At 70.4% G+C, this 26,308-nt stretch carries 19 protein-coding genes; 9 read left to right on the plus strand and 10 right to left on the minus strand.

Annotated features, from left to right (window positions below):
* Window positions 1–115 precede the first annotated feature (115 nt).
* From KBX50_RS20350 to KBX50_RS33850, 7 genes are all read left to right on the plus strand, one after another.
* The gene (locus KBX50_RS20350) at window positions 116–496 is read left to right on the plus strand and encodes a hypothetical protein (RefSeq protein ID WP_210938878.1); all 381 of its coding nucleotides are present in this window, start codon (window positions 116–118) and stop codon (window positions 494–496) included.
* Between the two features lie 13 nt (window positions 497–509).
* Window positions 510–962 (plus strand): SitI3 family protein, encoded by a 453-nt coding sequence (locus KBX50_RS20355; RefSeq protein WP_210938879.1) that lies wholly within the window; start codon window positions 510–512, stop codon window positions 960–962.
* A 154-nt stretch (window positions 963–1,116) separates the two neighbouring features.
* The gene (locus tag KBX50_RS20360; protein ID WP_210938881.1) at window positions 1,117–6,585 is read left to right on the plus strand and encodes a DUF3320 domain-containing protein; all 5,469 of its coding nucleotides are present in this window, start codon (window positions 1,117–1,119) and stop codon (window positions 6,583–6,585) included.
* A gap of 184 nt (window positions 6,586–6,769) precedes the next feature.
* Entirely contained in the window at window positions 6,770–7,132 is a 363-nt protein-coding gene (locus tag KBX50_RS20365) for a hypothetical protein (protein ID WP_210938882.1), read from the plus strand.
* A 365-nt stretch (window positions 7,133–7,497) separates the two neighbouring features.
* A complete protein-coding gene (locus tag KBX50_RS20370; RefSeq protein WP_210938883.1) occupies window positions 7,498–9,372 on the plus strand; it encodes an Hsp70 family protein in 1,875 nt (624 codons plus the stop codon).
* Window positions 9,373–9,400: 28 nt separating this feature from the next.
* Window positions 9,401–11,353, plus strand: coding sequence for a hypothetical protein (locus KBX50_RS20375; RefSeq protein ID WP_210938884.1), 1,953 nt, complete (start codon window positions 9,401–9,403; stop codon window positions 11,351–11,353).
* A 345-nt stretch (window positions 11,354–11,698) separates the two neighbouring features.
* Window positions 11,699–12,121, plus strand: coding sequence for an adenylyltransferase/cytidyltransferase family protein (locus KBX50_RS33850; RefSeq protein WP_210938885.1), 423 nt, complete (start codon window positions 11,699–11,701; stop codon window positions 12,119–12,121).
* Here the strand turns inward: KBX50_RS33850 and KBX50_RS20385 are convergent.
* Entirely contained in the window at window positions 12,072–12,650 is a 579-nt protein-coding gene (locus KBX50_RS20385) for an SLATT domain-containing protein (RefSeq protein ID WP_210938886.1), read from the minus strand. The genes KBX50_RS33850 and KBX50_RS20385 overlap by 50 nt on opposite strands.
* A gap of 406 nt (window positions 12,651–13,056) precedes the next feature.
* Between KBX50_RS20385 and KBX50_RS20390 the strand changes: the two genes are divergently transcribed.
* Together KBX50_RS20390 and KBX50_RS20395 are read left to right on the plus strand one after the other, a co-directional pair.
* Complete coding sequence (locus tag KBX50_RS20390) at window positions 13,057–16,110, plus strand: BTAD domain-containing putative transcriptional regulator (protein ID WP_307871022.1); 3,054 nt, start codon at window positions 13,057–13,059, stop codon at window positions 16,108–16,110.
* A complete protein-coding gene (locus tag KBX50_RS20395; RefSeq protein WP_210938887.1) occupies window positions 16,107–17,594 on the plus strand; it encodes a hypothetical protein in 1,488 nt (495 codons plus the stop codon). Before KBX50_RS20390 ends, KBX50_RS20395 begins: the two co-directional genes overlap by 4 nt.
* A gap of 171 nt (window positions 17,595–17,765) precedes the next feature.
* On the opposite strand, the gene KBX50_RS20400 is transcribed toward KBX50_RS20395, so the two are convergent.
* The 9 genes from KBX50_RS20400 to KBX50_RS20440 all read right to left on the minus strand — a co-directional run bounded on the left by KBX50_RS20400 (window position 17,766) and on the right by KBX50_RS20440 (window position 26,279).
* On the minus strand, window positions 17,766–18,227 hold the full coding sequence (locus KBX50_RS20400) for a DUF4262 domain-containing protein (RefSeq protein ID WP_210938888.1): 462 nt from the start codon (window positions 18,225–18,227) through the stop codon (window positions 17,766–17,768).
* Window positions 18,228–18,242: 15 nt separating this feature from the next.
* The gene (locus tag KBX50_RS20405) at window positions 18,243–18,605 is read right to left on the minus strand and encodes a hypothetical protein (RefSeq protein WP_210938889.1); all 363 of its coding nucleotides are present in this window, start codon (window positions 18,603–18,605) and stop codon (window positions 18,243–18,245) included.
* Window positions 18,606–18,788: 183 nt separating this feature from the next.
* Window positions 18,789–20,426, minus strand: a complete 1,638-nt coding sequence (locus KBX50_RS20410) for a VWA domain-containing protein (protein WP_210938891.1) — start codon at window positions 20,424–20,426, stop codon at window positions 18,789–18,791.
* A gap of 38 nt (window positions 20,427–20,464) precedes the next feature.
* Window positions 20,465–21,625, minus strand: a complete 1,161-nt coding sequence (locus tag KBX50_RS20415) for an AAA family ATPase (protein WP_210938893.1) — start codon at window positions 21,623–21,625, stop codon at window positions 20,465–20,467.
* A 208-nt stretch (window positions 21,626–21,833) separates the two neighbouring features.
* Window positions 21,834–22,922: a DUF4314 domain-containing protein gene (locus tag KBX50_RS20420; RefSeq protein WP_210938895.1), complete on the minus strand. Its 1,089-nt coding sequence runs from the start codon at window positions 22,920–22,922 to the stop codon at window positions 21,834–21,836.
* A gap of 68 nt (window positions 22,923–22,990) precedes the next feature.
* Window positions 22,991–23,659 carry a hypothetical protein gene (locus KBX50_RS20425; protein ID WP_210938896.1) on the minus strand — a complete coding sequence of 223 codons (669 nt, stop codon included), beginning with the start codon at window positions 23,657–23,659 and terminating at the stop codon, window positions 22,991–22,993.
* Between the two features lie 119 nt (window positions 23,660–23,778).
* Window positions 23,779–24,882, minus strand: a complete 1,104-nt coding sequence (locus KBX50_RS20430) for a hypothetical protein (RefSeq protein WP_307871023.1) — start codon at window positions 24,880–24,882, stop codon at window positions 23,779–23,781.
* Between the two features lie 23 nt (window positions 24,883–24,905).
* Complete coding sequence (locus tag KBX50_RS33855; protein WP_210938897.1) at window positions 24,906–25,319, minus strand: hypothetical protein; 414 nt, start codon at window positions 25,317–25,319, stop codon at window positions 24,906–24,908.
* Window positions 25,320–25,631: 312 nt separating this feature from the next.
* A complete protein-coding gene (locus tag KBX50_RS20440) occupies window positions 25,632–26,279 on the minus strand; it encodes a GGDEF domain-containing protein (protein ID WP_210938898.1) in 648 nt (215 codons plus the stop codon).
* Window positions 26,280–26,308 lie beyond the last annotated feature (29 nt).

Below are 26,308 nucleotides of genomic sequence, written 5' to 3' on the forward strand. Positions count from 1 at the left end.
GGACGACCTTCCGGCGTGGGGGAGAACAGCCACGGGGGTCGAGAACGGCACGCCGACGGGTCCGCGTACCCGAGTCGGCGCCAGGACCGACGACAACACCCGACGAGCTCTTGAGTTGGAGAACGAGTGCGCCGACACCGTCGCCGGCAAGGGTTACCGGGTGCATCAGAATCCCACAGGACAGCAGGTCGGCGACGCCCGTGACCGCACCGGCGACCGTGGTAACCCGGACAAGGACCCGGACTATCTGATCGAAGGGCACGTCTTCGACTGCTACTCGCCGCAGGCCCGAACATCGGTGCGCAACGTGTGGAGCCAGGTCCGGGAGAAGATCGACGACGAGCAGACCCAACGGGTGGTGCTCAACCTCAAGGACTGGGAAGGTGACGTGGTGGCGTTACGCCGTCAGTTCGACCACTGGCCGATCGGCGGGTTGAAGGAACTGGCGGTGGTCACCCGCGACGGTACGATCCGTCAGATCGTCCGGCGAGACTGAGAGGGCGCCCCTGATGGCCGTGGAGTTCCGCCTGGTCCTGGCCGGTGACCCGCCCGTCGCCGAGGTAGCTGCCCTGACCGCTGCCGACCCCCGCGAAGCCCCACGCCCCACATCGAACCCTGCCCTGCTCTCCGCCCGCCTGTACGTCCAACGCGGCTACGCCATCACCGTCCGCGCCGGAACGAACGGCTACTGGGAGGCCGAAACCGACGGCGAGGCCCGCTGGGCATGGGAACCCGCGACGTACGTGTCCGTCACCTTCTCCATGCGCGCCGACGACATCGCCGAAAAGGGGATCCCCAACATGGTGGCGGCGGTCAAGCGGGTCCTCGCCGGCCGTCACGAAGACGCGGCGCTGGTGCAGGACGGCAACTACCTCCTCCTGACCCGCACCGACGGCGTCATCCGCACCCACCGCCCGGACTGGTGGCACCACTACCACCTCGACGGATCCATCGCCGGCTGATCCTCGTCGCTTCGGGCAAAACAGGTGGGTGTCGTCTCAGATCCCCCCGTGATCCGCCCCGGGCGGGATAGAGCTCACGGAACGCCCGGTGGAACGAGGCGGCGAGTGATGTAGCCCAAGGAGCGGATACGAGCTGTCGACGTACTCTGCGACGATGCCTCACGTGGGGATCAACAAGGGCATGTTCGCCGGTGACACGCATCGCAACGACATCGTTAACGCATTGAAGGTCTGGCGCGACAGCCTCGTCAACCTCACCGGCGTCAACCGCTTGATCAACTTTAAGCATTCGAAAACCGGCACCGTCCAGATCGTCGGCCCGCGTGAACAGGAGATTCTTGACGGCCTGCGCTCACGCCGCCTCTGGTCGTTTCAAGGAGTTCGCGACGCTGACCAGCCGCTCGATGCGGACGAGGACGAATCGCTCGCCCTGCCCTCCGGGAGTGTCCTGCACAGTCCGAAGGCGGACAAGGACCTGGCGCCGGTGCTGCGTAGCCTCATGCGCAAAGCCAGGCAGGAATACCTCGACCGGGGACTGTCCGTTCTCTACCTGGCCTTCGGCACGCTCAACTGGCGGGACACCGACGACACCGTCCTGGCCAGCCCGCTACTGCTCATTCCGGTCGAGCTGACAACGACCGGCCCACGAGACCGGCCTCGCCTGCGAATCGGCGACGGCGATCCCGTTTTCAACCCGGCACTCGCACTGCGCATGCAGGACTTCGGGATCACGCTGCCCACCATCGACGACCTGGCCGATCTGAGCATCGATGTCATGTTCTCCCAGGTCCGGCACGTGGTTCGTGGCCGCGACGGGTGGAAGGTCACCGACGCCACGGTGCTGGCCTGCTTCTCCTTCCACAAGGAGGCGATGTACCGCGACCTGCTCGACAACGAGGAGCAAGTAATCAGCCATCCGGTCGTGCGTGCGCTGGCCAGCCAGAGCGTCGCCGACCAGACCAGGAATTTCCTCTTCGACGAGATCAAGCCGCAGGACATCGACCAGCAGGCTCCGCCAGAGGACACTCCACTCGTCCTCGATGCCGACTCCTCGCAGCGAGCCTGCATCGCCGCCGCAGTAGCCGGCCGCAGTTTCGTCATGGACGGCCCACCCGGCACGGGCAAATCCCAGACCATCGCCAACATGATCGGCGCGCTTCTGCACGCCGGCAAAACCGTCCTGTTCGTCTCCGAGAAAGCCGCTGCGCTCGAAGTGGTACGCAACCGCCTCGCCGAAGCCGGACTAGACAACTATCTCCTGGAACTGCACAGCCACAAGGCCAGCCGCAAAGAAGTAGCGACAGCCCTGGCACAGGCCCTCGACAACGTCCCGGTGCCACCGCCAGGCATGGACACCATCAGCCGTAAGGTACTCGTCGAGCGACGCGAACAACTCAACGCCTACGCGGACGCGATGAACAAGATCCGCGAACCCCTCGGATACAGCCTGCACGACGTCCTCGGCTTGATCGCAAATCTCGATCACGTCCCCGCCGCGCCAACCCCTGACCTGCCCCCGGTCAGCCTGACCCCCGAGGGCCTCAACGCCATCCGAGACGCCGCCCACCGGGCCGCCCGGGCCTGGCGGCCCGCATCGCAAGGCAACAGCTTCCTGTGGCGTGACGTCACCGACAAAGCGTCACTGGACACCCGCCTCTATCAGGCGAAGATGGCGCTGGAAGAACTCGCGGGAATCACCCGGTTCAACCATCGTCTCGCCGACGCATTCGCGATCACTCGACCAAGCGACACACCCGCGCTGCTCACACTGCTCGCACAGAACGCCAACCGCCCCCACGAGGCACTCGACGCCTGGCTGACCACGCCAGACTTCGCCGCGCTCACCGAGATGGCCAGCTACCTCACCCTCGACCTGGCAGCCATCCGCGACACCGCCCAGGCCGCACGCACGCACTGCGGCGTGGAGTGGATGTCACTACCCGACCCGGCACCGCTACCACCATCCCCGACCGTCGCGGACATCGCACCCGCACCGTTGAATCTCGCCGGACTCGACGAAGAGACCGCACAGCGCCTGGCCGACCAGTTCACCGCAGACGCTCAGCGTCTGGAAGCCCGACTGCGGTCACTCACCGGGCTTACCGAGTTGATGCATTTGCCTCCGGCACGAACGATCCAGGACGCCACCAACGTCCTCACCCTCGCCGACCTGGCATACGCCCGCCACCGCCCCGAGCGGTCCTGGCTCGCCGCGAACGGCCCCCAGGCCGTCACCGTCGCCGCGTCCGCCCTTCGACAGTGCATCGCTGCCTTGGATGCAGCAGAGTCAGCCGCCCGCGCCTACTTCACCGACGCGGCGCTCGACGCCCCACTGCCCGAACTGCACGACAGGTTCACCAACCTGCACAAGGGCCTGCGCAAACTCCGCAGCCAATACCGGCGGGACAAAAAGAATCTGACCAAGTTCACCACAACCGGCGTGCCCACAGACGCCGCGATCAGGCAGCTGAAACTCGCAGTCGCCTGGCAGCAAGCCCACGCCGCCCTGGACACCGCCGCCACCGTCCACGCACAGACCCTCGGCTCCTACTGGAAACAGCGACTCACCGATTTCTCCGCAATCGATGAGGCCGTTGGACACGCCGAACAGATCCTGCGATCGACCCCTGCCGGCGCGCTCCCGGCAGTCACCGAACACATCTGTGCTCCCGACCCATCCGCTGAGCTACGTGACCTGATCGGGCACGTCCGTGCCGACCTGGACCAGTGGCGCACCACGCTTGCGCCCGCACCGGCGCCCGCCGCCCGCCCGGAACTCCTCCTCGAGCCGCTCACTGCAGTGATCGCCTGGCTACGCGCCCATGTCGCGCCGCTGCGCAGCGCCGCTACCCGAGCCGGAGCCGTCAGCGCGGCCACCGGACGAGTGCTGAGTCTGGCCGAAGCCGACGAGATGCTGCGCCACCGGCAGGCCGCCGCCGCCGCCGAGTCGGCACTGCACGATCGTGCCGACACCTACCGGGCGGCATTCGGCGACGCCGCCTACCAGGGCGCGGGCACCGACGAGCTCGCTCTCGCTGGCGCGCTCGCCTGGGCACGACTCACCCGTAACGCCCGTACCGGCTCCGATGAGGCACTGACCGAGGAACAGGTGAAGGCACTCGCTGACGCACAGCCGACCGCGAACCTCGCTGACGCATTCGCCAGGTGGAATGAGGCACTGGGCCGCATCGTCACCGCTTTCGCCGCGACGCGGCACACCGAACTGCTCACCGAACTGGATGACTACCTCGCCGGAGCAGAGTTCCTCGACGAGTTGCGTCACGACAGCAGCGGCCAAGACGAATGGTTCTCCTACCAGCAGGCCCGCGCAGACCTGGCTGTCCACCACCTCGACGCCGCCATCGACTTCTGCATCAACCAGGCCGTCGCAGCGACCCAGGTGCCGCAGGTCATCGACCGGGCGCTACTGCGGGCCTGGGCCGATCACATCATCCGCGACGACAGCGCCCTGCTGCCGCTGCGCGCCCAGGACCGCAGGGCCCTGATCGAGGAGTACCGGCGGCTCGACCGACAACTCATCCCCGCCGCGACCAGCGACATCATCCGGGCCGTCAACACGCGCCGACCGGCCTCCGTGGACGTCGGAGAACCTGCGATGATCCGCCGCGAAGGCATGAAGAAAAGCCGGCACCGACCGGTACGGGAATTGATCCGGTCAACCCGCAACGCCACACTCGCGATCAAACCGTGCTTCATGATGTCGCCGTTGGCCGTCAGCCAGTATCTGCCCTCCGACATGCCATTCGACGTGGTGATCTTCGACGAGGCATCCCAGGTAACCCCTGGTGATGCGGTCAACTGCATCTACCGCGGCAAGGCCCTGATCACGGCCGGAGACGACCGCCAGCTACCGCCAACCTCCTTCTTCGACCGGATGGCTGACGACGGCGGCGAGGACGCGGCCACTGACGTCAGCGACTTCCAGTCCATCCTCGAACTGTCCAAGGCCTGTGGTGCGTTCCGGAACCTCAGCCTGCAATGGCACTACCGCAGTCGGCACGAGGCGCTGATCGCGTTCTCCAACTACGCCTTCTACGAGGGCAAGCTCGTCACCTATCCTGGAGCCCAGACCGACGGACCGGACGTCGGCGTGGAAATGTTCCACGTGCCGGGCGTCTACCGTCGAGGCACCAGCCGCGACAACCTCGTCGAAGCGGCAAAGGTCGTCGAACGCGTCATGCACCACTACAGCACCCGACCGGACTCCACCCTTGGCGTCGTCACCTTCTCCGTCGCCCAAGCCGACGCCATCCAGGCGGTCCTGGACCGTGCCCTGATCGAACGACCCGACCTCGAGCGTCACTTCGACGGCGACCGGCTCCACGGCTTCTTCATCAAGAGCCTCGAATCCGTACAGGGCGACGAACGGGACGTCATCATCTTCTCCCTCGGGTACGGCCCCGACGAGAACGGCAAAATCACCAGCAACTTCGGTGCCCTCAACAAACCCAAAGGCTGGCGCCGCCTCAACGTCGCGATCACTCGCGCGCGCCAACGTGTCGAGATCGTCACGTCCATGCGCGCGGGCAACATACCCGACACAACCAACGACAGCGTCCGCCACCTCGCCGCGTACCTCGACTTCGCCGAGCGCGGCATGCAAGCCCTCGCCTTGGACATCGGTCCGAGCGGACGCGGCACCGACAGCCCATTCGAAGACTCGGTGATCGATTCCATCCGCTCCTGGGGCTACCTCGTGGAACCACAGGTCGGCGCTGCCGGCTACCGCATCGACATCGGCGTCCGCCACCCCGCTCGGTCCGGCGTCTTCGTCCTCGGCGTCGAGTGCGACGGTGTGATGTACCACTCCTCCCCGGCAGCACGAGACCGAGACCGACTGCGCGACCAAGTCCTGCGCGGCCTGGGTTGGAACCTGCACAGGATCTGGGGCACCGCGTGGTACCGCAACCGCCGGCAGGAAGAAGAGAGACTCCTCGCCGCGATCACCGCCGCCATCGCCGCGCCCGTTCGTGGCAGGCTTTCCACCCTTCACGACGCCATCGACCGCCCCGTGATCCAGACTGCCGAAGTCGACCGCGACGCCGTACCTGAATGGACGTCACCGTACCGCAAGGCCGACGTCACACCACTTCATCGCTGGGTCGACCCCTCCGACCCGGCCAGCCGCTTCGACATGGCAAGCGGCATCGAGGAGGTCGCCGTCGCCGAAGGACCGGTCCATGTCGACATTCTCCTGCAACGGCTGCGAGATGCCTGGAACATCGGACGGGTCGGCAGCAAGATCCGCGCCAACATCGATGCAGCGATCAGGGCGGCCCACGTCGTAACCGACGGCGACTTCATCGACGTCGCCGACCGGCCCGTCGCCAGCGTCCGCGTTCCCGCCGACGGTGTCCAGCGCCAAGTGGAACACGTGGCCGACGGGGAACTCGGGCTGGCCATCGTCAACCTCGTCAGGAGCGGGGGCACGGTCAACCACGACGACCTGACCACCGCCGCAGCGCGCCTATACGGTTGGAACCGCCGCGGATCCGGGATCACCGCGCGACTGACACTGATCATCGATCGTCTCCGAGCCAATGGAACACTGATCGGAGATGCAACAGCGCTATCACTCGCAGTGAATGACCCGAGCCGTTAGTCCCAACCCCTCGATCGTTAGGTGCCCGCCGATCTGCAAACCTGCGCGGGAAGCATTGAGGGTTACAACGACCTGCTCAAGCGAGAAGACCTTGGCGCGGGGGAATTCGCGTGGAGATGATGAAAGAACTGGAGGAGCATTGACAACCCCGCACGAGCACGAGCCGCAGCCCGAGGAGCGGTATGTGGTAGACGACGCGCTCTGGGTCGTACCGTCCAGCAACTACGTCGATCCGTCGCCACCGCTGGAAGCAAGCCTCTTCGACGACCCGAACCGCCTCGGTGACGCCTGGCGGCTCACCTTGTCAACCCTTAAAGCCGAAGCCCAGGAGTCGAAGGAGCAAAAGCGCCAGATCGAAGAGAAGGCGCGCGCACTGATCGACGAAGCCGACCGGGCGGTCGCGCCGCCGTATGACGATCAGCCGGAGAGACCAGCAGAGGTCAGTCAGCGGATCGTCGAAGCCAAGGGCAAGACCCCCGATGGTTTGATCGGCCGACTCGATCGGCTCGCCCAGGCCACCGGAAGACTCACACTCCGGCACGGGTGACGCCGATCCTCGGGCTGGCCCTCCTAGCGCTGAGAGTCAAGCCCTTCGATAAAGGGCACCATCATCACCCCCCGAGGTCGTCCTTTACGGGTGTGAGCCCGGCGGGAGTCCGCAGCGTGCCGCCGGTGCTTGGCATCTCGCCCTGCGCCCGTGTTCGCACAGCAACGCGTACACGGCGCGCCGGCGACCGCATGCACCCATCACGTCGACGCACAGACGCCCCGGAATCCTGTCGGCTCCGCCTGAAAAGTTCAGCCGGCGTTGACAATCCACCGTACCGTCCAGCCAGGAGGAGGGCAGCCCGACCACTGCTGACTGTAGTTACGGCATGACGTGAATGTGATCCTCATGTTTGACTGTCGGGTATGCGAGCGGGGCTGGCGCGGCTGGCGATCGATTGTGGAAGCGCCACGACGACCGCGGTCCTGGCCTGGCCGGACGGGTCCTGGTCACCGCTGCTGTTCGACGGCGAACCGGCGCTGCCCAGCGCCGTGCTTGTCGCTGGCGATGGGTCGGTGGTGACGGGGCAGCGGGCGTGGCAGGCGGCCACCGCTGATCCGCAGCGGTTCATACCCCGGCCCCGGCGCCCCGCCGACGAGCAGGTGAGCGTCGCCGACGTGCAGGTCGCACCCGCCGATTTGGTGGCGGCAACCCTACGGCGCGTCATCGACGAAGCCCACCGGATGGCCGGCGGGCCGGTGGAGGATGTGCGGCTGGTCGTGCCGGCGGGGTGGGGGCCGCGCCGGCGGACGTGGCTGCGGCAGGCCGCCCACCGTGCCGGTCTGGCGCAGCCACGCCTGGTGGAGGCGCCGGTGGCGGTGGCCTCGGATGCCCTCGCCTCGGGTGTGCAGCTGCCGGTGGGGTCGGTGGTGGTGGTGTGTGACCTGGGCGCCGGTGTCGAGGTGAGTGTGTTGCGGCGCGGCTCGGCCGGGTTCGAGGTCCTGTCGACCCTCGCCGACCCCGATGCCGGTGGTGACGCGATCGACGCCGCGTTGACCGCCGCCCTGTTCCCCGGCGGGGTGCCGGTGGGGGATGGGTGGGCGTTGGCGGTGAGCCTGCGCACGGCGAAGCACGCCCTGGTGCGGCATGCGGCGGTGACGGTGCCGGTGCCCTCGGGCCCGGCGGTGGTGGTCAACCACCTGGTGGTGGAGCAGGCCGCCCGTCCGGTCCTGGTGAGGGCGGCGGGTGTGGTGCGTGACGCGGTCGACGCCGCCGAGGTCGACCCGACCACGATCGCCGCCCTGTGGTGCGTGGGAGGTACGGCGCAGATGTCGCTGGTCGCCGACGTGATGGCTGCGGAGACCGGGTTGCGGCCGTTGCTGGTGCCGGATCCGCTGGTGGCGGCGGCCCGCGGCGCGGCCGACGCCGGCGGCCGTGACATCGGGCAGGCGGCGTCGGTGGGGGAGCCGGTGCCGTCGGTGTGGCGGGCGGTGGCGATCGGGGTGCCGGGGTTCGCGTCGCTGGCGTTGGTGTCACACGCGCTGTTCACGCCGACGTGGCATTCCGGGCTCATGCGGGAGTGGGCGTTTATGAACTGGGGTGAGGTGGCGATGGCGTCGGTGTTCGCCGTGATCGCCTGCCTGGCCGCCGGCACCGTGTTGGGTTCCACGTTGGCTGCCCGCGCCGACTCGGGGGTGGCGTTGTCGGTGGGGGCGCAGGTTGCCACCGGCATCCTCACCTCCGCCTGGCTTGGTGTCGCGGTGGTGGGGATGTATGCGGTGGTGGGTTCCCAGTACATCGGTACCGGGTTGGGGGCGTTTCTGCGCTGGACGCTGGTGCCGGTGGTGCCGATGCTGGTGGTCGCGATGGTTTTGGCGCTGATCGCGTTCCGTCAGTGGCGCACCCCGCGCGGCGGCTGGTCGGACTTTCTCGCCTTTCCCGTGTCGTCGGTGGTGACCGCGGCGGTGGGGATGATGCTGGTGCAGTGGTCGCTGCCCGCGACCTATGCACCCGGCATGGAGGTGTGGCTCGGGGTCGGGCAACGGGTGGGTGGGGTGCTGATCGGGGTCGGGGTGATCACCGCGTTGGTGTCCGGGTGGTGGTTGCGGCTGGTGATGGGTGTCCCGTTCGCGATCCTCACCGCCACCCTGGTCGGCCGGTACAACACCGGCACCGTCGCCGGTCTCTACGTCGTCGCCGCCACCGTGTGGTGGCTGGGTCGCCTGTGGGCCCGCATCCTCTACACGGCCCCCGCCCAGCCCCGGCGCAGCCTTCCTCTACCTGGCCCACCACACTCGTGACGCATCAACCGACGGCGGGGGGCGGGTAATGCGGTGGCCGCAGCGGATCGCGGCACTGCTGCTGACCACCGTCCTGCTGGCCGGCCCGCCGATCCTGCTCGTGCGACTGGTGGGCTGGCCGACGACCGACCCACCACGGGTGGCGCTGTGGCAGTGGGTCCACGACCCACTGACCGAACAGAACCTGACCCTGATGCTGGTCGTGGCGGCCTGGCTGCTGTGGGCATTCATCGCCTACCTCGTCACCGCCACCACCGCGACCCGCCTGTGGGCCGGCGTGCGATGGCTGCGCCACCTACCGCTGCCCACCCCCTGGCAAGCCACCGCCACCGGCATCGCCGGCGCCGCCGCCCTGACCATCGCCGCCCCCACCACACCCGTGGACGACCAGGGGGCGACGACCAGCACCACCACCAACACCGAGCACGACAACGCTAAACAGGCCGACACCGCCGATGGGATCACCGTGCGCGGCGGGTGGCTGCCCCACGACATCGCCGACCAGGTGACCGCCGCAGCGGGCCTGATATGGCTACGCCGCCGCCGCGCCTACCGCCCCACCCGCCCACGCCGCTACGCCGAGAACGCGGACGACCTAGCGGCGCTCCCGGCAACCGTTGCGGCTGTCCAGAGCGCTACCGTCAGCCGCCCCTCACCACCGTCACCCGTCCCGACGGCGGCCGCGCTACCACTATTCGGATTCCCACCCACCGGGGTCGGGCTGGTCGGGCCGGGAGCGCTGAACGCCGCACGCGGACTGCTGATCACCGCACTCCTCGCCACGGCGCGACAGACCACGGTGGAACTGGTGATCACCCGCCGCGCGGTGGACATGCTGCTCGGGCCAGCGGCCCTGCGCCTGCGACCCGGGACGGGGTTGCGGGTCGCTGACAATCTTGCGCACGCCGCAGCTCTACTGGCCGCACCTGGCACGGCGTCAGTCCTGTCAGGTCCGGCCGGTGACGGCCGGCCGCCGGTGCTGATTCTCGACGAGCCGCCCCCGGGTAGCCTCGCGAACATCCTCACGATCGGCGTGATGACCGTGACGGTGCTGGGCGCCTGGCCGCACGGGACGACGTGGCATGTCGAGGCTGACGGCCACACCCACGCGTCCAAGGAGAACACCGGGCTACGGGTATGTGTGCTCGACCCCGTCGCCACCGCGGACCTGCTCACGGTCACCGGCCACCTCCACCCGCCGGCACCCGCCACACCCACACACCCACGGCCGCGGGCCCAGGCACCGCGCCAGACAGCCCCACAGCACGACACCATCCGCCCCGGCAAGCGGTTGCTGGTGCGGGTCCTGGGTGAACCGACGCTGCTTATTGACGGCACAGCCATGGCGGTGCGGCGCACCGCGGCCCAGCAGGCTCTGGTCTTCCTCGCCGTGCACCCCGACGGGGTCGACAGCCATCTCATGGCCGAAGCCCTCTGGCCCGGACTACCCGGACACCGGCTCACCGGACGCCTCTACACCACCCTCAGCGAGCTGCGCACCGCCGTACGCGACACTACCGGCATCAGCATGATCGACCGCACCAGCGACCGCTACCGCCTCCACCCCGACCACGTCGATGTCGACCTGTGGCACCTGCACGCCGCCGTCGACCACGCTGCCTCCGCCCTCACCGACCCCACCACCGCCTGGCACACCGTCATCGACACCTACACCGGCGACCTCGCCGCCGGGTACCTCTGGCCGTGGCTCATTCCACACCGCGAGACCGCACGCCGGCATGTGCTCGACGCCTACGCCGCCCTCGCCGCCACCGAACCTGACTCCAAGCAGGCATTGGCCTACCTACAGGGTGGCATCCGGATCGATCCGTACAACGCCGACTTGCACCAACGCGCCGCTCGCATACTTAACGACATCGGCGAACACACCGCCGCCACCAGCCTGACCGACCGGTACACACGGCGCCTCGCCACCGCAGGCCTCACCCACGAGAACACGCACATGAGTGGCCACGCCTGACCGCCAGGTCCACTACCGGCGTACCGAATCTGTGCATCGGCGCGGCGCCAGCTCGATACTTCGCCCGAAATTGGCTTTCCGTGCCCCGATTGATGACGTTGCATGAGATGGCCGTGCAGTGACGTGCCGCTCGACATTCCCCGAACTAGCTGAAGAGAGCATGCGTGACATGCCTTCTTGTATTGGGTAGCGGCGGGTGGGGCTCATCGACTTACGCGCCTGAAGATGCCTAACGCAGGCGACCAGTTCGAGTGGATTGCTACTATTAACCCCATGTCTCGCGCTCTCGTGCTTGGATCCGCAGCGGACCTCAGACGGCAGTTGGCCAGATGGCGCGCGGAGGGCATGACGATTGGCCTGGCGTCTGGCGTATTCGACTTACTCCACGTGGGTCATATGAGATTCCTTGAAGTCGCATCTGCGGCCGTCGATATTCTGTTAATTGGCGTTGACTCCAACGAGAAGGTGGCAACTCGCAAAGGCCAGGGGCGACCGATCTTAGACGAGTCGGAGCGCGTCGAAATGCTCTCCCATGTGCGCCACGCAGATGCGATCTTCCTAAAATTAAGTTCACATTCGCGATGGTGGTTGATAAATGAGGTGAGGCCGGACGTTCTCTTCGTCAGTTCAGGGCATTACAATGTATGCGATGCGGATGCGGGCAAGTTATCCAGTTTGTGTGGAAGGGTCGAAGTGATCACGTACCAACCGAATTTCGCTACATCTCAACGGCATCGGATCGCGGGCTGGAGGGGTGAAGCGAAGTAACTCCAGACCCGTCGACCTTGCTGTGGATTGTTTCAGCCGAGACTTGACGATCCGCCTGCCGCCAAATTCTGCGGGGCGCGTTTGGGTTGCCCTTGGCCACCTCAGACAAAGAGTCCCTCAGTTGTGTCACTATTTGCATTGCTTGATCCCGATCTTCTGGAAGTGAAATCAGCGCCAGCTCGATATGCCGTCGTTGCTCTCCGTACCGCCTTGCCGCGTTTTGGTAAAGCTCGGCTCGCTCGCCCAGTTTGAGGAATGTCTGCAGGCCGGCGAGCACCGCCGACGCTACAGATAGCAGTCCGGTCGTGATGCGCCAGCCGGCACTGGGATTCTGTGAAAGAGTTGCGAACACGCTGGTTGCGACAATTGTGGCGAGAAGCACCGCCGGAACGCCAATCCACTTCTCAAGCGCAACCGCCTGCTCGGTTGCTCGGTTGTATGCGATCAGGGCTCGTCGGCATCGCTTATTCCATCTGATGAGCAGCTCTTTCAGTTCGTTCTGCTCTTCTGGCGTTAGCTTGTCGGGCACGGCGGGATTGTAGCGTCTCTTCTGCCTGAATGAAGCAATACAGGAATCTGGACTCGTGTGGGTGGCCGCTCGTCTACGTGGTTACACAGCGGTGTGCGGGCGTCACAGTTCGTTAGCGCTCCTCGGTGACGGAGATTTCTGGCGAGTCAAGATCGATTGCACCGACCTCAGTTCGCCCTGGCGTACCTGACCGGTCCTCGTACGGGCTCCCGATGGCGGACATGGGGAAAGCAGGCGAAGCGAAGACCGAGACGGGACACCCGGTCTGACCTGCGATTGTGAGGTCGTGTGAGGTGGTGTGAGGTGCTGTTAGCACCCGAACCGGCGTCAAGTGTCCGTCTTCCTCCTACGTTCTGTGTCGCGACCACGTCGGTCGCTTCGAATGGGGTGATGCGAGGAGGGCAGTGTGAGGTCACCGGTCTGGACGGCGGGTGTCGCCGTGGTCATGCTCGCGGCGGTGCCGTTCGTGCTGCTGTACCTGGCGAGCTGGCCGGTGCTGACGGTGCCGTCCGAGGCTCAGCTGCGCGCGTGGCTGCAACAGCCTCTGACCACCGGGTTCTTGACCGCGTTGTTGCAGGCCTGCGCGTGGGGGTTGTGGGCTGTGTTCGCCAGCGCCGTCGCTTACCGCGTGTACCGGTTTTGGGTGGCGCGGGTGCGGTGGCGCATCGCGTTGCGGATGCCGGGGCCGGTGCGGGGCTTGGCGGCGGCGTTGCTCGGCGCCACTGCCGTCACCTCCGCCGCGCTGCCCGCCGCCGCGCATGCCACGTCCACGACCGATACCTCATCCGACCTCGCACTGCGGGAGGACACCGGCGCGCAGGGGCCGGCTGTTGACCTGCCTGCGTCGGACCGCGTCGGCGCGGATGGGGCATCAGCGCCGAACGGCCATGCGTCCGGTGACAGCGGCGGCCCGGGCCCTGCTCGCCACGGCACGGTTGCCTCTACCAGCCTCTCGCGCGCGAGCGACGGACTGCCGTCGGTGGCGCGGTCGACGGACAGGGCGCCGGGCAAACTGATTCATACCTGCGTGGTGCGTGACGGGGACACCCTGTCGGCGATCGCCGAGAAGTGGCTGGGTGACCCGAACCGGTGGCCTGAGATCTGGGCGCTCAACCGCGGCACGCGCTTCGACGCGGTGGGGGGCAGGTTCACCGACCCGGACCTGATCTACCCCGGGTGGGTTCTGGACCTGCCAGCGGACGCGGTCCCACCCCGCGCGGCCGACCCGGCTCCCAGGGTTCCGTCTGAGCCCGACACACCACGCACGCCGGAACCGCCCGTGCCGGCCGAGTCGCCCGGCGTGCCGGTGACCGGCGAGGGCAGCGACACGCCGCCGAGCCCGAGCAGCGACCCGGCCGGGGTGGTGACGTCCGCGCCGTCCGCCGCAGGCGGCACGCCGAGCGGTCAGGCCACCGACGCGTCACCGCCGAGCGGAAGCCCGTCGGCTGAGTCAGGCCGTCCCGGGGGGATCACGTGGGGGACGGGGAGTTGGCTGGATGTCGGTCTCGCCGCCGCGATCGTGGCCGCCGTCAGTCTGCTCTGGGCCCGGCGTCGGCGGCGCTACCAGCCGCGCCCACCCGGCCCGCACAGCCGGTCCGATGACCCTGACCTTCAGCCGATGCCCGCGGTTGTCACCCGCGTGCGGCGGGCCCTGCGCCGGTCAACGGCCGACAACAGCGACATCTTCGACGCGGACCTCGTGGATGAGGCTGATCCGGACGGCGAGCGGCCCACCATCAACGAGAGCCTGATCGCAGAAGCGCTTCTCGAAAGTTCCGAGCCGGCGCACGATGCCGGGCCGCTGGTTCCGGTGTTGCCGGGGCAGCACCGGCTGCTGGCTGAGGTGTGGCCTCCCGCCGGCCTCGGGCTGACCGGGCCAGGCGCGGACGCGGCCGGGCGCGGATTCCTGACCGCCGCCCTGGCAGCCGGTAGCGGAAATAACGCCCACGCCAGCGGCCGGGTGATCATCCCCGCCGGGACCGTGGCCACCCTGCTGGGCGCGGGCGTCAGGCTGCCCGAGACTCCTCGCCTCACCGTCACCGGCAATCTGGACGAGGCCCTGGATCTCCTTGAGCAGGGGACTCTGCGCCGTAGTCGGCTGGTGTACCAGTACGAGGTCGACACTCTCGCCGACCTGCGCGGCGTCGCCCCGCAGGAGGAGCCGCAGCCACCCATCCTGCTCATCGCCCACGCGGGCGCCCGCCACGAACGCGCCAGGGTCGCCGCCGTCCTGGCTCAGGGACACCGTCTCGACATCCACGGCATCCTGCTCGGCTCCTGGCCCGACGGCGGCACCGTCGTCGTCGACACCGACGGGACCACCAGCCGGCCGGACGGGGAGACCCGCCACGGCACCCATCCCGCCGACATGGGTCGCCTGGCCGTGCTCAGCGCGGCTGAGACGATCGACTTGGTCGCCACACTCGCCGAGGCCCACACCAGCGACCAGCCCTCGCCGACCCCAGAACGCTTCCGCACACCGCCGGCCACCAATGATCCGCGGCCAGACGCGACAAAGAGCCCCGCCGCAGCCACCACGCTGGCCGCGGGTGCCGACTCGGACGACCCGACGTCCACAGGCGAAGAACGGCCGCCGACTCCAGGAGATGTCCCGGACCTCGCCCCCGTCACCCTCCCGCTGGTCACGCCTCGCCGCCCTCCGGACGGACCGGACGGCGACCCGTCGCCGCCGCAGAGCGGCGTCGCGGTGCGGGTGCTCGGCGGCGCGCGCATCGTGGACATGGACACCACGGTGCCGCTGCGCGCGAAGTCCCTCGAACTGCTCGTCTACCTCGTGGTCCACGACGGCGACGCCACCTTGGACGCGATCCTCGACGACCTGCTTCCCGACGCCCCACGGTCGAAGGCACCGCACCGCCTGCACACCTACGTGTCCGCGCTGCGGAAGACCCTCGCCCGCACCGGCGAACCGGGCAGCTATCTCACCCATCCCGGCCGCCGCTACGCCCTGAACCGGGAGGCGCTCGATGTCGACCTGTGGCGGATGCGCGACGCGCTCCGCGACGCCGACCGGGCCACCGACGCCACGACCCGCCTGGTCGCGCTCCGCGCCGCGGTCGCCGCCTACGACGGCGCTCTCGCCGACGGTTTCGACTACGAGTGGATCGAGGCCCACCGGGAGGGCATTCGCCGTCAGGCCCTTGACGCCCACCTCGCTCTCGCCGACGCGACCCCCGATCCGGCAGAGGTCGTGGCGGTCTGCGACGCCGCGATCCGCCACGACCCCTACGCCGAGCCCGCATACCAGCGGGCCATGCGCGCCCACGCCGCACTGGGACACCACGACCAGGTCCACGCCCTGCGCCAGGCCCTCACCCGACAGTTGGCCGAGATCGACGCCAAGCCGAGCGGGGACACGATCGACCTCGCCGACCGGCTCACCGCCAACCCACGACGCCCCCTCCCTGCGCGACCCGACCACCGGGGAGGGCTCCGATGACCCCGCCCACCCCGCCGACAGCGGTCGTCACCCACGGCGGGCCGTCCGACCGGACCGCGCCTACCAGCAACGCCGCCGAGCGCAGGGCGAGCGACGGCCGGAGCGGCGCGCGGCCGATGACGGCACGCCCGGGCGGCAGCCGTACCGGGCCGGGGACCGGCCGCCGCGCGGTGCCGGCGGGTGACGATGGTGGTCTGTTGAGCCGGGACGCCCTTGACGCCGACCTGGCCAGGGCCGTGCGACACACCGCGCGCATGCGGCAGGCCTTCTACCTGCTGGTGTTGCTGGTCGCCCTCGCCGGGCAGGTCACCGGCGCCGTCCAGGCCCTCGACGTGCCGGTGCTCGTCGTGGTCCCGGCTGTCGCGGCGCTGGAACTCGGCGGGGTGGTGGTGATGGCCAACGCCGACGTGCGACGCCGCCTTGGCGAGCGGGCCGTCGCCTCCCGCCTGCTGTCCGCCGCCATCGCCGCCGGGGCCGTGACCTTCAACTGGGTCGCCCACCACGACCATCTCGTGGGCGGCTTCTACGCCGGCATGTCCGCCCTCGGCTACCTGGTGTGGCTGATGCACGCCGGCAACCAGCGCCGCGACCGGCTCCGCGCCACCGGGGACCTGCCACCCACCCCGCCCGCGTACGAGGTGTTCGCCCACTGGATCCGCCACCCCGTCATCACCGGCCGGGCGCGGGCGATCGCCAAGGCCGACGGCCTGGACCTGTACGAATCCCTGAAAGCGGCCCGCGCGGTGACCGCCCGCCACCGCCGCGACACCGCGATCGGGAAGGTGCTGCACCGCAAGATCCGCGCCGCCGTGGACCCGTCCACCGCTGACATCGCCGTGCGGGTGTACGACCTCGACGAGATCGCCGCCCGCCTCGCCGCGTCCGCCGACTACCACGGGCTGACCACCCTGCTCGCCGCGGACCTCGCCCCGGAACGCGTCGTGGCGTCCGGGGCTGGCCGCCGCCGTCGCTGGTTCAGGCGCCCCCGTTCCGTCGAGGTGCCGCGGACGCCTGAACCCAGCCCGCCGCCGGCCTGTCCGCATGCGCCGGCCGCGCCTGACGTTGGCCGGCAGGAGCCGACTCACGATCCCGAGGCCGCTCGGCGCGGGGACAACCGGCAGCGGCCCGGCGGCAGCCACGCCGCGGTTCCGGTACGCGCCGGATCGTCCTCGGCCACACCGCGCCTGGCGGGCAGGACCGGTGACATCACCGACGTGGAGGAGGCCGACGGCGGACAGGGCGCTGCCGGTGACGATGGGGACGGCGGGTGTGTGGAGGCGCCCAGGACGACGGCGGAGGCGGTGGCCTACTGGCTGCGCCGGGAACCGAACCTCGACCCTGAACTGCTGGCGGAGAGAATCGGCAGGTCGCTGCGTTCGGTCTACCGCTACCTGCCGCCGGACTACCCCCGCCGGCCGGGAATCGCGCGGCAACGGACGCGACGGCAGCCGGCGGCCGGACACCACGCGGGCCAGAGCGAGTGACGACACCGGCCGACGTGGGCGAGAACGCCGGCCGGCAACCGCAGGGTCCTTGTTCCTCAGTCAACCCTGTCCGGAGAGAGCGTATGGTGCGCCATGGCGACGGCGGGCTCGCAGCACGGGGTTGCCGGCCGGGACAGGCGCGCGTGGACGGTGACCGGTACCGGGCAACGGTTACAGGTGGGCGAGCAGGGGTTGGACGTGTGACGGGTAGGCGTACCCGCTGTCCCAGGGGAACCGGCTCCGTTGGTCGGGCCACACCAGCTGCCGCAGGCGGATCCGGTCGCGGCCGTAGCGGGCGATCGCCAGCCCGGGATGCAGGTCGTCGGTGGGTGCCCCGTCGATGATGACCGCGTCGTAGCCGACGAGGAGGTCGCCGAGGCGCTGGCCGTGGGTGAACCGTTCGGCCGTGTCGTAGACCCGGCGGGCCAGGTCGTTGAGCAGGATGTGGGCGACCTCGGGCGGCAGCCCGGCGACGATCAGCTCCGGGTGGTCGTGGGCGGTGAGCCCGACGGTGTAGGCGAACGGGGCGGTGGTGTCGGGGTCGTCGTCGGTGGGCAGGACGTGCGTGACGGCCCAGCCGACGCGGTCGATGATGTGGTCCTGGCGTCGCAGGACGTCGTCGAAGTCAGTCACGGTGGTGTCTCCTGGTCATTCAGGGATGGGGTCCGGGTCGGGTGGCTCGACGTCGACGAAGCCCCAGAGGTGTTCCATGAGCTGGAGTTGCCAGGTGCGGTAGCGGTCGGCGAAGCCGCGGCAGATCGCGGGCGGGACCGGGCTGCCGGCGTACGGCAGGGTCGAGTGGCAGATGATGTAGCCCGCGTCGCCGCGCGCCGCGGTCACCATCTGTCGTAGCCGGCCGGGCTCGAGGTGCATCGGGTTGCCGGGTCTGAAGATGCAGGTGGCGCACTCGCGGGCGAGCAGTCGGGTCTTGCGCAGGTGCGGGTCGCCGACGCTGAGCCGGGCTGGCCGGTCGGCGTCGGGTTCGTCCGCGGGGTGGGAGGTGCTGTCCATCGTCAACTCCTGGTCCGATACGGCGTGGGGCCGGCGCCCGTGGACGCGGCCCGCATGGCGTGAGTGGACGGGCGTTGGGCGCCGCTGCGGCGTGGCACGGTGCTGGCCGCGCCGGGCCAGCGCCGCGTCGATGTCGGCGCGGCGCGGGGACCGGTGGGCCGGCGGGCATGGCTCGGGCGGGGTCTAGGCCTGGGCGAGGGCGGTGACGGCGGCGTCGGCGATCACGGTGATGGCCTCGACAGGGTTGGTGACGGTCAGGGTGGTGGCGTGGGTGAAGGTGTGCCCCCAGACCTGGTCGGGGTTGGTCGGTTCGCCGGGGGTGGGTGGGTCGGCGGGGTGTAGCCACAGCACGGCGCAGCCGGCGCGGTGCAGGGTGGTGACGAGTTGTTGGCCGGCGGGGATGTCGTCGAGGTAGCCGTCGGAGACGACGGCGAGCATCCGCAGGGTGCGGCCGTGGCGCAGGTCGAGGAGTTGGTCGGCGACCTTGACCGCTTCCGGGAAGGTGGCGGTGGCGAGGCCGGTGCGCATCACCAGTACCTGCGTCGGGGCGGTGCGTGGGGGTACCAGGACGGTGGTGCGGTCACCGAAGCCGATGGTGGCCGTCGTCGCGTGGGCGCGGCGGGCGGCGTGGGCGAAGATCCACGCGGCGGAGGACATCGGCTGCGTGTAGCGGTCCATCGACCCGGACAGGTCGACCAGGACGGCCAGGTGCAGGCGGGGTTTCTCGGGTGGCAGTTGCGTGCGTTGCTGCCAGGGGGCGGCGGTGGGGAGTTGCCCGGCGGCGGTTTGCGCGTCGGCGGTGATGGCGTGGCGGGTGCGCAGCCGCCCGGGTGGGATCGCCGAGGGGCGCCGGCCGGGTTCGGGGTGGTGGGTGCGGGCCTGCCGTAGCCGGTTGGCGAGGTCGCGGGCGGCGCGGTGTTCCTGCTCGGTCGGGTCCCGGCGGTCCCATTCCGATGGTGGGCTGTGCCGGCGTGCTAGCACCGCCGCGGCGTACTCGGTCGGGGTGACACCGGTGGCGGCGGCGAGGTAGTCGACGAGGGCCGCGGCGAGGCGGCCGGGGAACAGGCCGGCGTCCGGTACGGGCGTGTGGTACTGCTGGTCGGGGTCGACGCCGAGAATCTGGCACCACCGCCGGGCCAGGCAGATCATGGTGTCGGCGTCGGTGTCGTCGCAGGTGTGGGCTTGCCGCCAGATGTCGCGCAGGTGCCGCAGGCGTGTGCGGCCGAGGACGGCGGTGACGGCGGCGCGGACGGGGCGGACGTCCTTGCTGGTGACGATGCGGGCGTCGACGCGGGCCAGGAGCAGGGCGGCGAGCTGTCCGGCGTGCCACGGGTCGTCGACGGCCGCCGCGTCGGGGTCGAGGAGGGTCTTCACGACGTGGCGCAGCCAGCGGCGGTCGCCTCGGCGGCGGGCGCGTTGGCGGCCTTCGGCGCGGGATTCCTCCAGCAGGTCGGCGACGGTGGCGAGGATCGGCGGGTTGCCGGGCGGGGTGGTCCAGCGGCTGTGCGCGGCGTGCGCGGCGCCGTGCACGAGCAGCCCGTAGCCGGTGGGCACGAGCCGCTTGTGCCGGGCCTTGGTCGGGTCGGTGACGTCGGGCCGGTCGGCGATGTAGGTGGCGTCGACCTCGATGCGGCGCAGGTCGGGGTAGAAGCACTCGGGTGCGTCCCCGGCGGCGCCGGGGGCGACGAGGACGGTGAGGTCGGTACGGCCGGTCAGCAGCGGAACGTGCCGGGTCCACGCCTGCGACCAGTCATGCCAGTCGTCGGCGCCGGCCGGTGTAGGCGGTGTGCCGTGTTGGAGGTGGGTGTGGGGGTGTGACACAGATTTGGCTCCTTCCAGGAATCTGGGGTGGGCGGCGGTTAGCGCTTGCCGAGGGCGAGCGCGGTGACGGGCGTGCCGGTGTGCCGGGACAGGGCGACGGTGACGTCGTCGCGGGCGTCCTCGGGGGCGATGCCGGCCAGGTTGGCCAGGGCGGCGGCCATACCCAGCTGGTCGCGGACGGTGACGAAGCCGAGCAGTTCGCGCAGCTGCGGCGCCCACACCGTCTTGCCGGCGGTCAGGTCGGCGTTGAGGTCGATCGCGGCGGCCACGACGGGTTTGGGGACGCCGAGGTGGCGGGCGAGGTCCCAGTCGGTGGTGACGTGCAGGTGGACGGTGAACCGGGAGGCCAGGGCCTCGGTGAGCACCGCGCCGTGTACGCCCGGGTTGTGGCCGGCGACGATGTAGAACCCGTCGGCGGCCTGCACGGTCTCGTTGCCGTGGGCGGGGATGGTGATGACACCGCGTCCGTCCATGGCCGGGTACAGCACGGCCAGGACGCGGGGCGGGACGAGGGTGGCGTCGTCGACCAGCAGCACCCGCCCGTCGCGCATCGCGGTGACTAGGGGTCCGTGGACGAACTCGTAGCCGCCGCCGGGGATCGGGGTGTAGGAGCCGAGGAAGTCGTCGACGACGGTGTCGCCGGTGCCGGCGACGGTGAGCAGGTCGGGGAACGCGGCCTCGACCATGGCGGTCTTGCCGGTGCCGGGCGGCCCGTACAGCAGCACGGGTACCTGCTGGGTGCGGAGCCGTCGCAGTTCCTCGACGTCCCAGCCCTTGCCGAGCCGCCGCGGGTGGTACAGCGTCCCGTTCGGTCGCCGTACCGGGACGGGCCGGGACGACCGCCGGCCACCACCAGCACCGCCGCTGGAGCGGGTGCGGGGTGCGGCGGGTGGGAGGGTGCCGGCGGCGGCGATGCCGGCCTGGGTGATCTGGAAGCGGTGGTGCGGGTCGCGGTGGTGGGTGGCGTGCCCGGCGGCGGCCATCTTCCTCAGCGCCTCGAACACCGCGCCGGAGGATGGTGCGCCGATGGCCCGGGTGATCTCGCCGACCTTGAGAATCTGGTCGGGGTGGTCGGCCAGGTGCAGGGCGACCTTGCGGTAGAGGTAGCCGGCCCGGCCGGAGGCGGGTGGGGTGCCGGCAGGGTCCGGGTCGGTGCGCGGTGAAGCGGCCGGGGGGACCGGCGGGTGTGGTGTGGTCATGGGGTTGCCTCGATTCGGGGTAGGGCCCGCGCACCCGTCTCCGGGTGCGCGGGCGGTGGGTACCGCACAGCGGGAGACGGGTGGGGCCAAACCCCTGCCGGCCCGCGTCGGGTCGGGCAGGTGGCGACACCCCGGTGGTGCGGAGAAGGGGTACGGCGACGGGTCGGGTCGCCGCTGGTGCCTGCCCGTCGGTGTCGCGCGGGTGGCCCTACGTCGGGTCGGGTAGGTCGCCGACGATCCGGTCGCAGGCGTACGGGTCGACGGCCTCCCAGCACCAGCTGCGGCCCATCACCACGTACCGGCCGTCGCCGTTCGGGGTGATGCGGTTGATGGCCTGCGGGTCGTCGGACAGGGCGCGTTGGTCGGCGACGATGACGTCGCCGTCGAAGGACAGGTCGGCCAGCGCCGTGTCGACCTGCCGGTCCAGGTCGTCGGCCGGCACGCCCTGCTCACGCAGGCGGTGGCGGTACTGGTCGCGGTGGCGCTGCTGGTCGGCGACGATGGCCTCGGCCACGTCGCGGGTGCAGGCAAACACCGCCCACCCGTTCCAGTGGTCGACCAGGGTGCCGACGAACCCGACCGCGATGCGGTCGTCGCCGTCGGGGCCGGTGGTGCGCGCCCACTCGCCGGAGAACACGCCGACGTCGCCGACGCGGATCCGGTCGGGGTGCAGGTGGGACACGTCGCGGCCGGTGGGGCTGGCCGCGAGGCGGCACAGGTCGGCGATCCGGTCGGCGGCGGCGGTGTCGAAGGCGTCGCGGTAGACGGCCATCGCCTCGTCGCGCCGCTGGATGCGCAGCCCGAACCAGCCGGAGACGTCGCCGGTGGCGTCGGCGAACAGCTCCCAGCCGCTGGTGTCGACAGAGGCTTCGGCCGTGGTGAGGTGGGGCAGGGCGTCGAGGATGGCGGGATCGCCGTCGGTGATGCCGGTCAGGATCCGGCGCGCGGTCCGGCGCGTGTCGCCCGTAGCGCGGGCGCCGATGGTGTCCTGGGCCCACCACTCGGCCGCGCTGTGGCCGGCCGTGGTGCCGGCGGCGCGCATCCGCCGCAGCGCGGTGGCCCATTCCTCGGCGTCGCCCACCACCTGTTCGGCTGCGGGTGGTGGGGTGGTGGCGGGTGCGATGCGGTCGCCGTCGTCGAGGCACATCGACAGCGTCGAGCCGCTGTCCCAGAGGACATCGACGATGTGGTGCCGCTGGTCGTGGCGTTGGACGGTGCCGGTGTCGCCGGGCCGCAGCAGGGTGTGCGGGTCGCTGGTGTGGACCAGGGCGACCCGCTGGCCGGGTTGGTAGATCACGGTGTTCTCCGATCAGTGAGAAGGCCGTCGTGGACGAGTGGGCGGGGACGGCATCGGGGCGGGTGTGCTCACCGGGCCTCGCCCGTCGCGTCGCCCGGCGTGGGGGCGGGCGGGGGCCAGGGCTTGCGAACGAGGTGGTCGCCGAACATCGGGTCGGAGACGACGCAGGAGCCGCAGCGGGTGCAGCTGGTGGCGGTGTCGTAGCCGTAGCCGGCCATGGACGGCACCTCGACGTGGTCGATCTCGTCGACCGCGCCGCAGACGGTGCACACCGTCATCTCCGGGCCGCCCTCGTCGAGGGCAGGTGCGGTGACGAACAACTCCTCGACCGGGTCGAGATGGTGCGCGCTGTGGCGCAGCCAGCGGCCGTGGACCGTCGCCTCGTACACCACCAGCCGCCGCTGGTCGAGGTGCAGCAGGTACAGCCACTCGAGAAACCCGTCCACGGGCTCGCGCAGCGAGCCCTGCCGGACCGGGCCGTTGCCCGTGGTCGGGTGGCCCAGTCCCGGTACGGGCGGCTGCTGGTCCCACGGGCGGGGCTTGGGGTTGACGGCGAGGGACCACCAGTCGCGGGCCAGCAGCGCGGCGGCCATGGCGTCGGTGTCGCGGCCGAACGTGTCGGTCCAGATCCGGCGCAGCAGCGGCACCAGAACCTGTGGATCCTCGCCGAACTGGATCAAGCGGGCGGTGTAGCCGCCGCGAAACGCGGCCACACCGATCAGCGTGGGTGTGCTCACGTGCCTTCCCTCCTCAAAGGGGGTGTGTGGATGGGGATGACGGCGGCGGCCGTCCCGGGCCGGGACGACCGCCGAGCTGGCGTGGATCACGGAGCAGCCGCCGGCATCCGCGACCGGCACTACCGGTCCAGAGGCGCGCCCGCGCCGGGGGAGGTGTCGCCGCGGCCTTCGAGGGGCGGCGTTCGGCGGGCGAGGACGGCCACCTTCTCGCCGTGCAGCAGGGGCGCCCCGTTGGGGCCCTTGATGTGGGCGTTGATCCAGATGCGGTACGGGTCGCCGTCACGGCCGATCAACCGCCGCCAGTGGCCACGCACGACGAACCGCACCCGGTAGTGCCACTTCGGTTCTCCGACACCGGGTTCGGCCAGAGGGCTGGTGCGTCGCAGCATGACCACGCGGGTGTCATGGCGGATGCCGGCGCGGACGGCGCGGCGGCGCGCGGCGCGGTCCACCGGGGCGGCGGCGACGGTGGCGAGGGGTTGGGCCTGGATGCGCCAGAAGGCGTAGGCGACGGCGGCGCAGGCGCGCATCGGGGTGGTGGTCTCGTCGATGCAGAACCGGCCGTCGGGTGCCGGTTCCCAGTCGCGGTCGTCCCCGTCGAGGACCGGCAGGTCGGGGCGGGGGTCGACGGGTTGGCCGATCGGGATCTGGGTGAACTCGGTCAGCACGTAGGGGCCGAACTGTCGGGCGAGGTCAGGTCGGTCGGTGAGGTGCGCCCGGCGGCGGGCGGCGGAGGGGTCGTGCGGGTCGTGACGGTCGGCCCAGCCGACGATGGCCCAGAACGAGCGGCCGCTGCCGGTGTTGGTGGTGCGGGCCCAGGTGATCGCGCCGATCGAGGACACCTCACCGTTGTGGCCGCGGTGGTAGATCGGTTCGGGCAGGAACAGCACCCCGCCGTCGTCGGGGGCGACGTCGGCCGGGAGCACCTCGCCGGTCAGGTCGAGAGCCGCCGCCGCGGCGGCGATGATCGCGGTCATCGCGGGAGCGATGACGTACGGCTCGCCGAATCGCCACGGATTGGCGGTGATGGCGCGGGCCGCGTCGAGAACCTTCGCCATACCCTCCGGGCCCGCGCCGGGGGCGGGGCTGGTGAGCCGGCTGGCGAAAAACTCCTCCAGGTACTGCGTCGCGAGCGGGCCGCGGTGGTAGTCGACCATACGGGTGCGCAGGTCGACGGCGGTGCGGGCGTAACCGGCGAGGGTGTCGTTCGGTAGGAAGTTCACTGATTTGCCTCCAGGGTTCGTGCTCAGGCGGCCAGAGCCGCCACGGGTGGACGCCGGTGGATCCGAGGGCCCGGTCGCTGCGCGTCCGCTGTGGGCGCCGGTCCCGTCAGGGGTGCCTGCGGCGGGGTGGGGGTGAACCAGCCCGTGAAGCGGTGCGCCGGTGAGGACACGCGGGCGCGCCCGCGTGCGGCCCCGACCAGGTGTGGCAGGGGTGTGTCGAGGGTCGGGCGGGAGCGGCGGGCGTGGCGCTCGGCGCGCTGTGCGGTGCGCCGCGCCCAGCAGGGTCCGGGCTGCTGGCCGCGGCATTGCAGGTTGGTGCAGGTGCCGTCGGGTCCGGGTCGGTGGGCGGCGGCGACGTCGATCGCGAGGGTCCACAGGAGCCGGTCGGTGACGTCGTCCGGCGGTGCGGTGCGGTCGGAGTGTGGGTGGCTTGTCATGCGGCGGGCTCCTTCGGGTCGGCGTGCGCGGGCGTGCGCGGTCGCCGTCCGACTCGCGCCCCGGGCCCCGGGGATGCTGGTGTCCTGACCGCGCACCGGACGACGACCAGCGGTGATCGACGCTCATCTCTTGATGAAGGTCAAGTCGTGGTGGGCGGGCAGGACGTGCCCGCCCAGCACGACGGTGGTGGGGTCTGGGGACCGCCCGCGTGGACGTGGACAACGGCTCGGGCATGCAGGGATCCCGGGCGCGGTGGGGACCTCGCGGCGGCCCGCTGGGCGCGAGGTCCTCCGGCTATGCCCCGTGGGCGGTCAGTGGTGGCGCAGGTCCCGCAGGCGGGTACCCGGCGGCAGCCTGGTGTGGCCGCTGGTGGCCGTGGCTCCGTAGACACCCGCCCCGGCCTGTTTGGCCTGGTACATGGCCACGTCGGCCTGGTGCAGCAGGGTGCGCGGGCCGACGCCGAGGGCGGCGGTGGTGTACCCGACGCTGGCCCGCACGGCCACCGTGTGCTCGCCGAGGTCGACGGGGTGGCGTCCGACCGCCCGCCACGCGGTGCGGGCGGCGGCGACCACGTCGTCGGGGCCACCGGAGACCAGCAGGGCGAACTCGTCGCCGGACAGCCGTGCGGCCAGCCGCACCGGCCCCGCGAGGGCGGCCAGCCGTCGGCCGACCTCGGTGAGCACGTCGTTGCCGGCCTGGTGGCCGAAGGTGTCGTTGACGGCTTTGAAGCCGTCGAGGTCGAGCAGGACGAGCCCGAACGGGGCATCGGCGTGTGTGGCGCGGGTGAGGGCGGCGAGCAGGGCACGCCGGTTGGGCAGGCCGGTGGTGTCGTCGTGGTCGGCGGCGTGGCGGGCGCGGGTCAGCGCCTGCTGTTGGCGCCACAGAAGGGCTCCGGCGAGGGCGAGACCGGCGAGGAGTCCGCCGACGGCGGTGACGATCGAGGTCAGGATGGGAGACACTTCGGGTAGCTCCTTGTCTGTGAAGGAGC

The sequence above is a fragment of the Micromonospora sp. C51 genome (assembly GCF_018070435.1).
GTDB lineage: Bacteria > Actinomycetota > Actinomycetes > Mycobacteriales > Micromonosporaceae > Micromonospora > Micromonospora sediminimaris.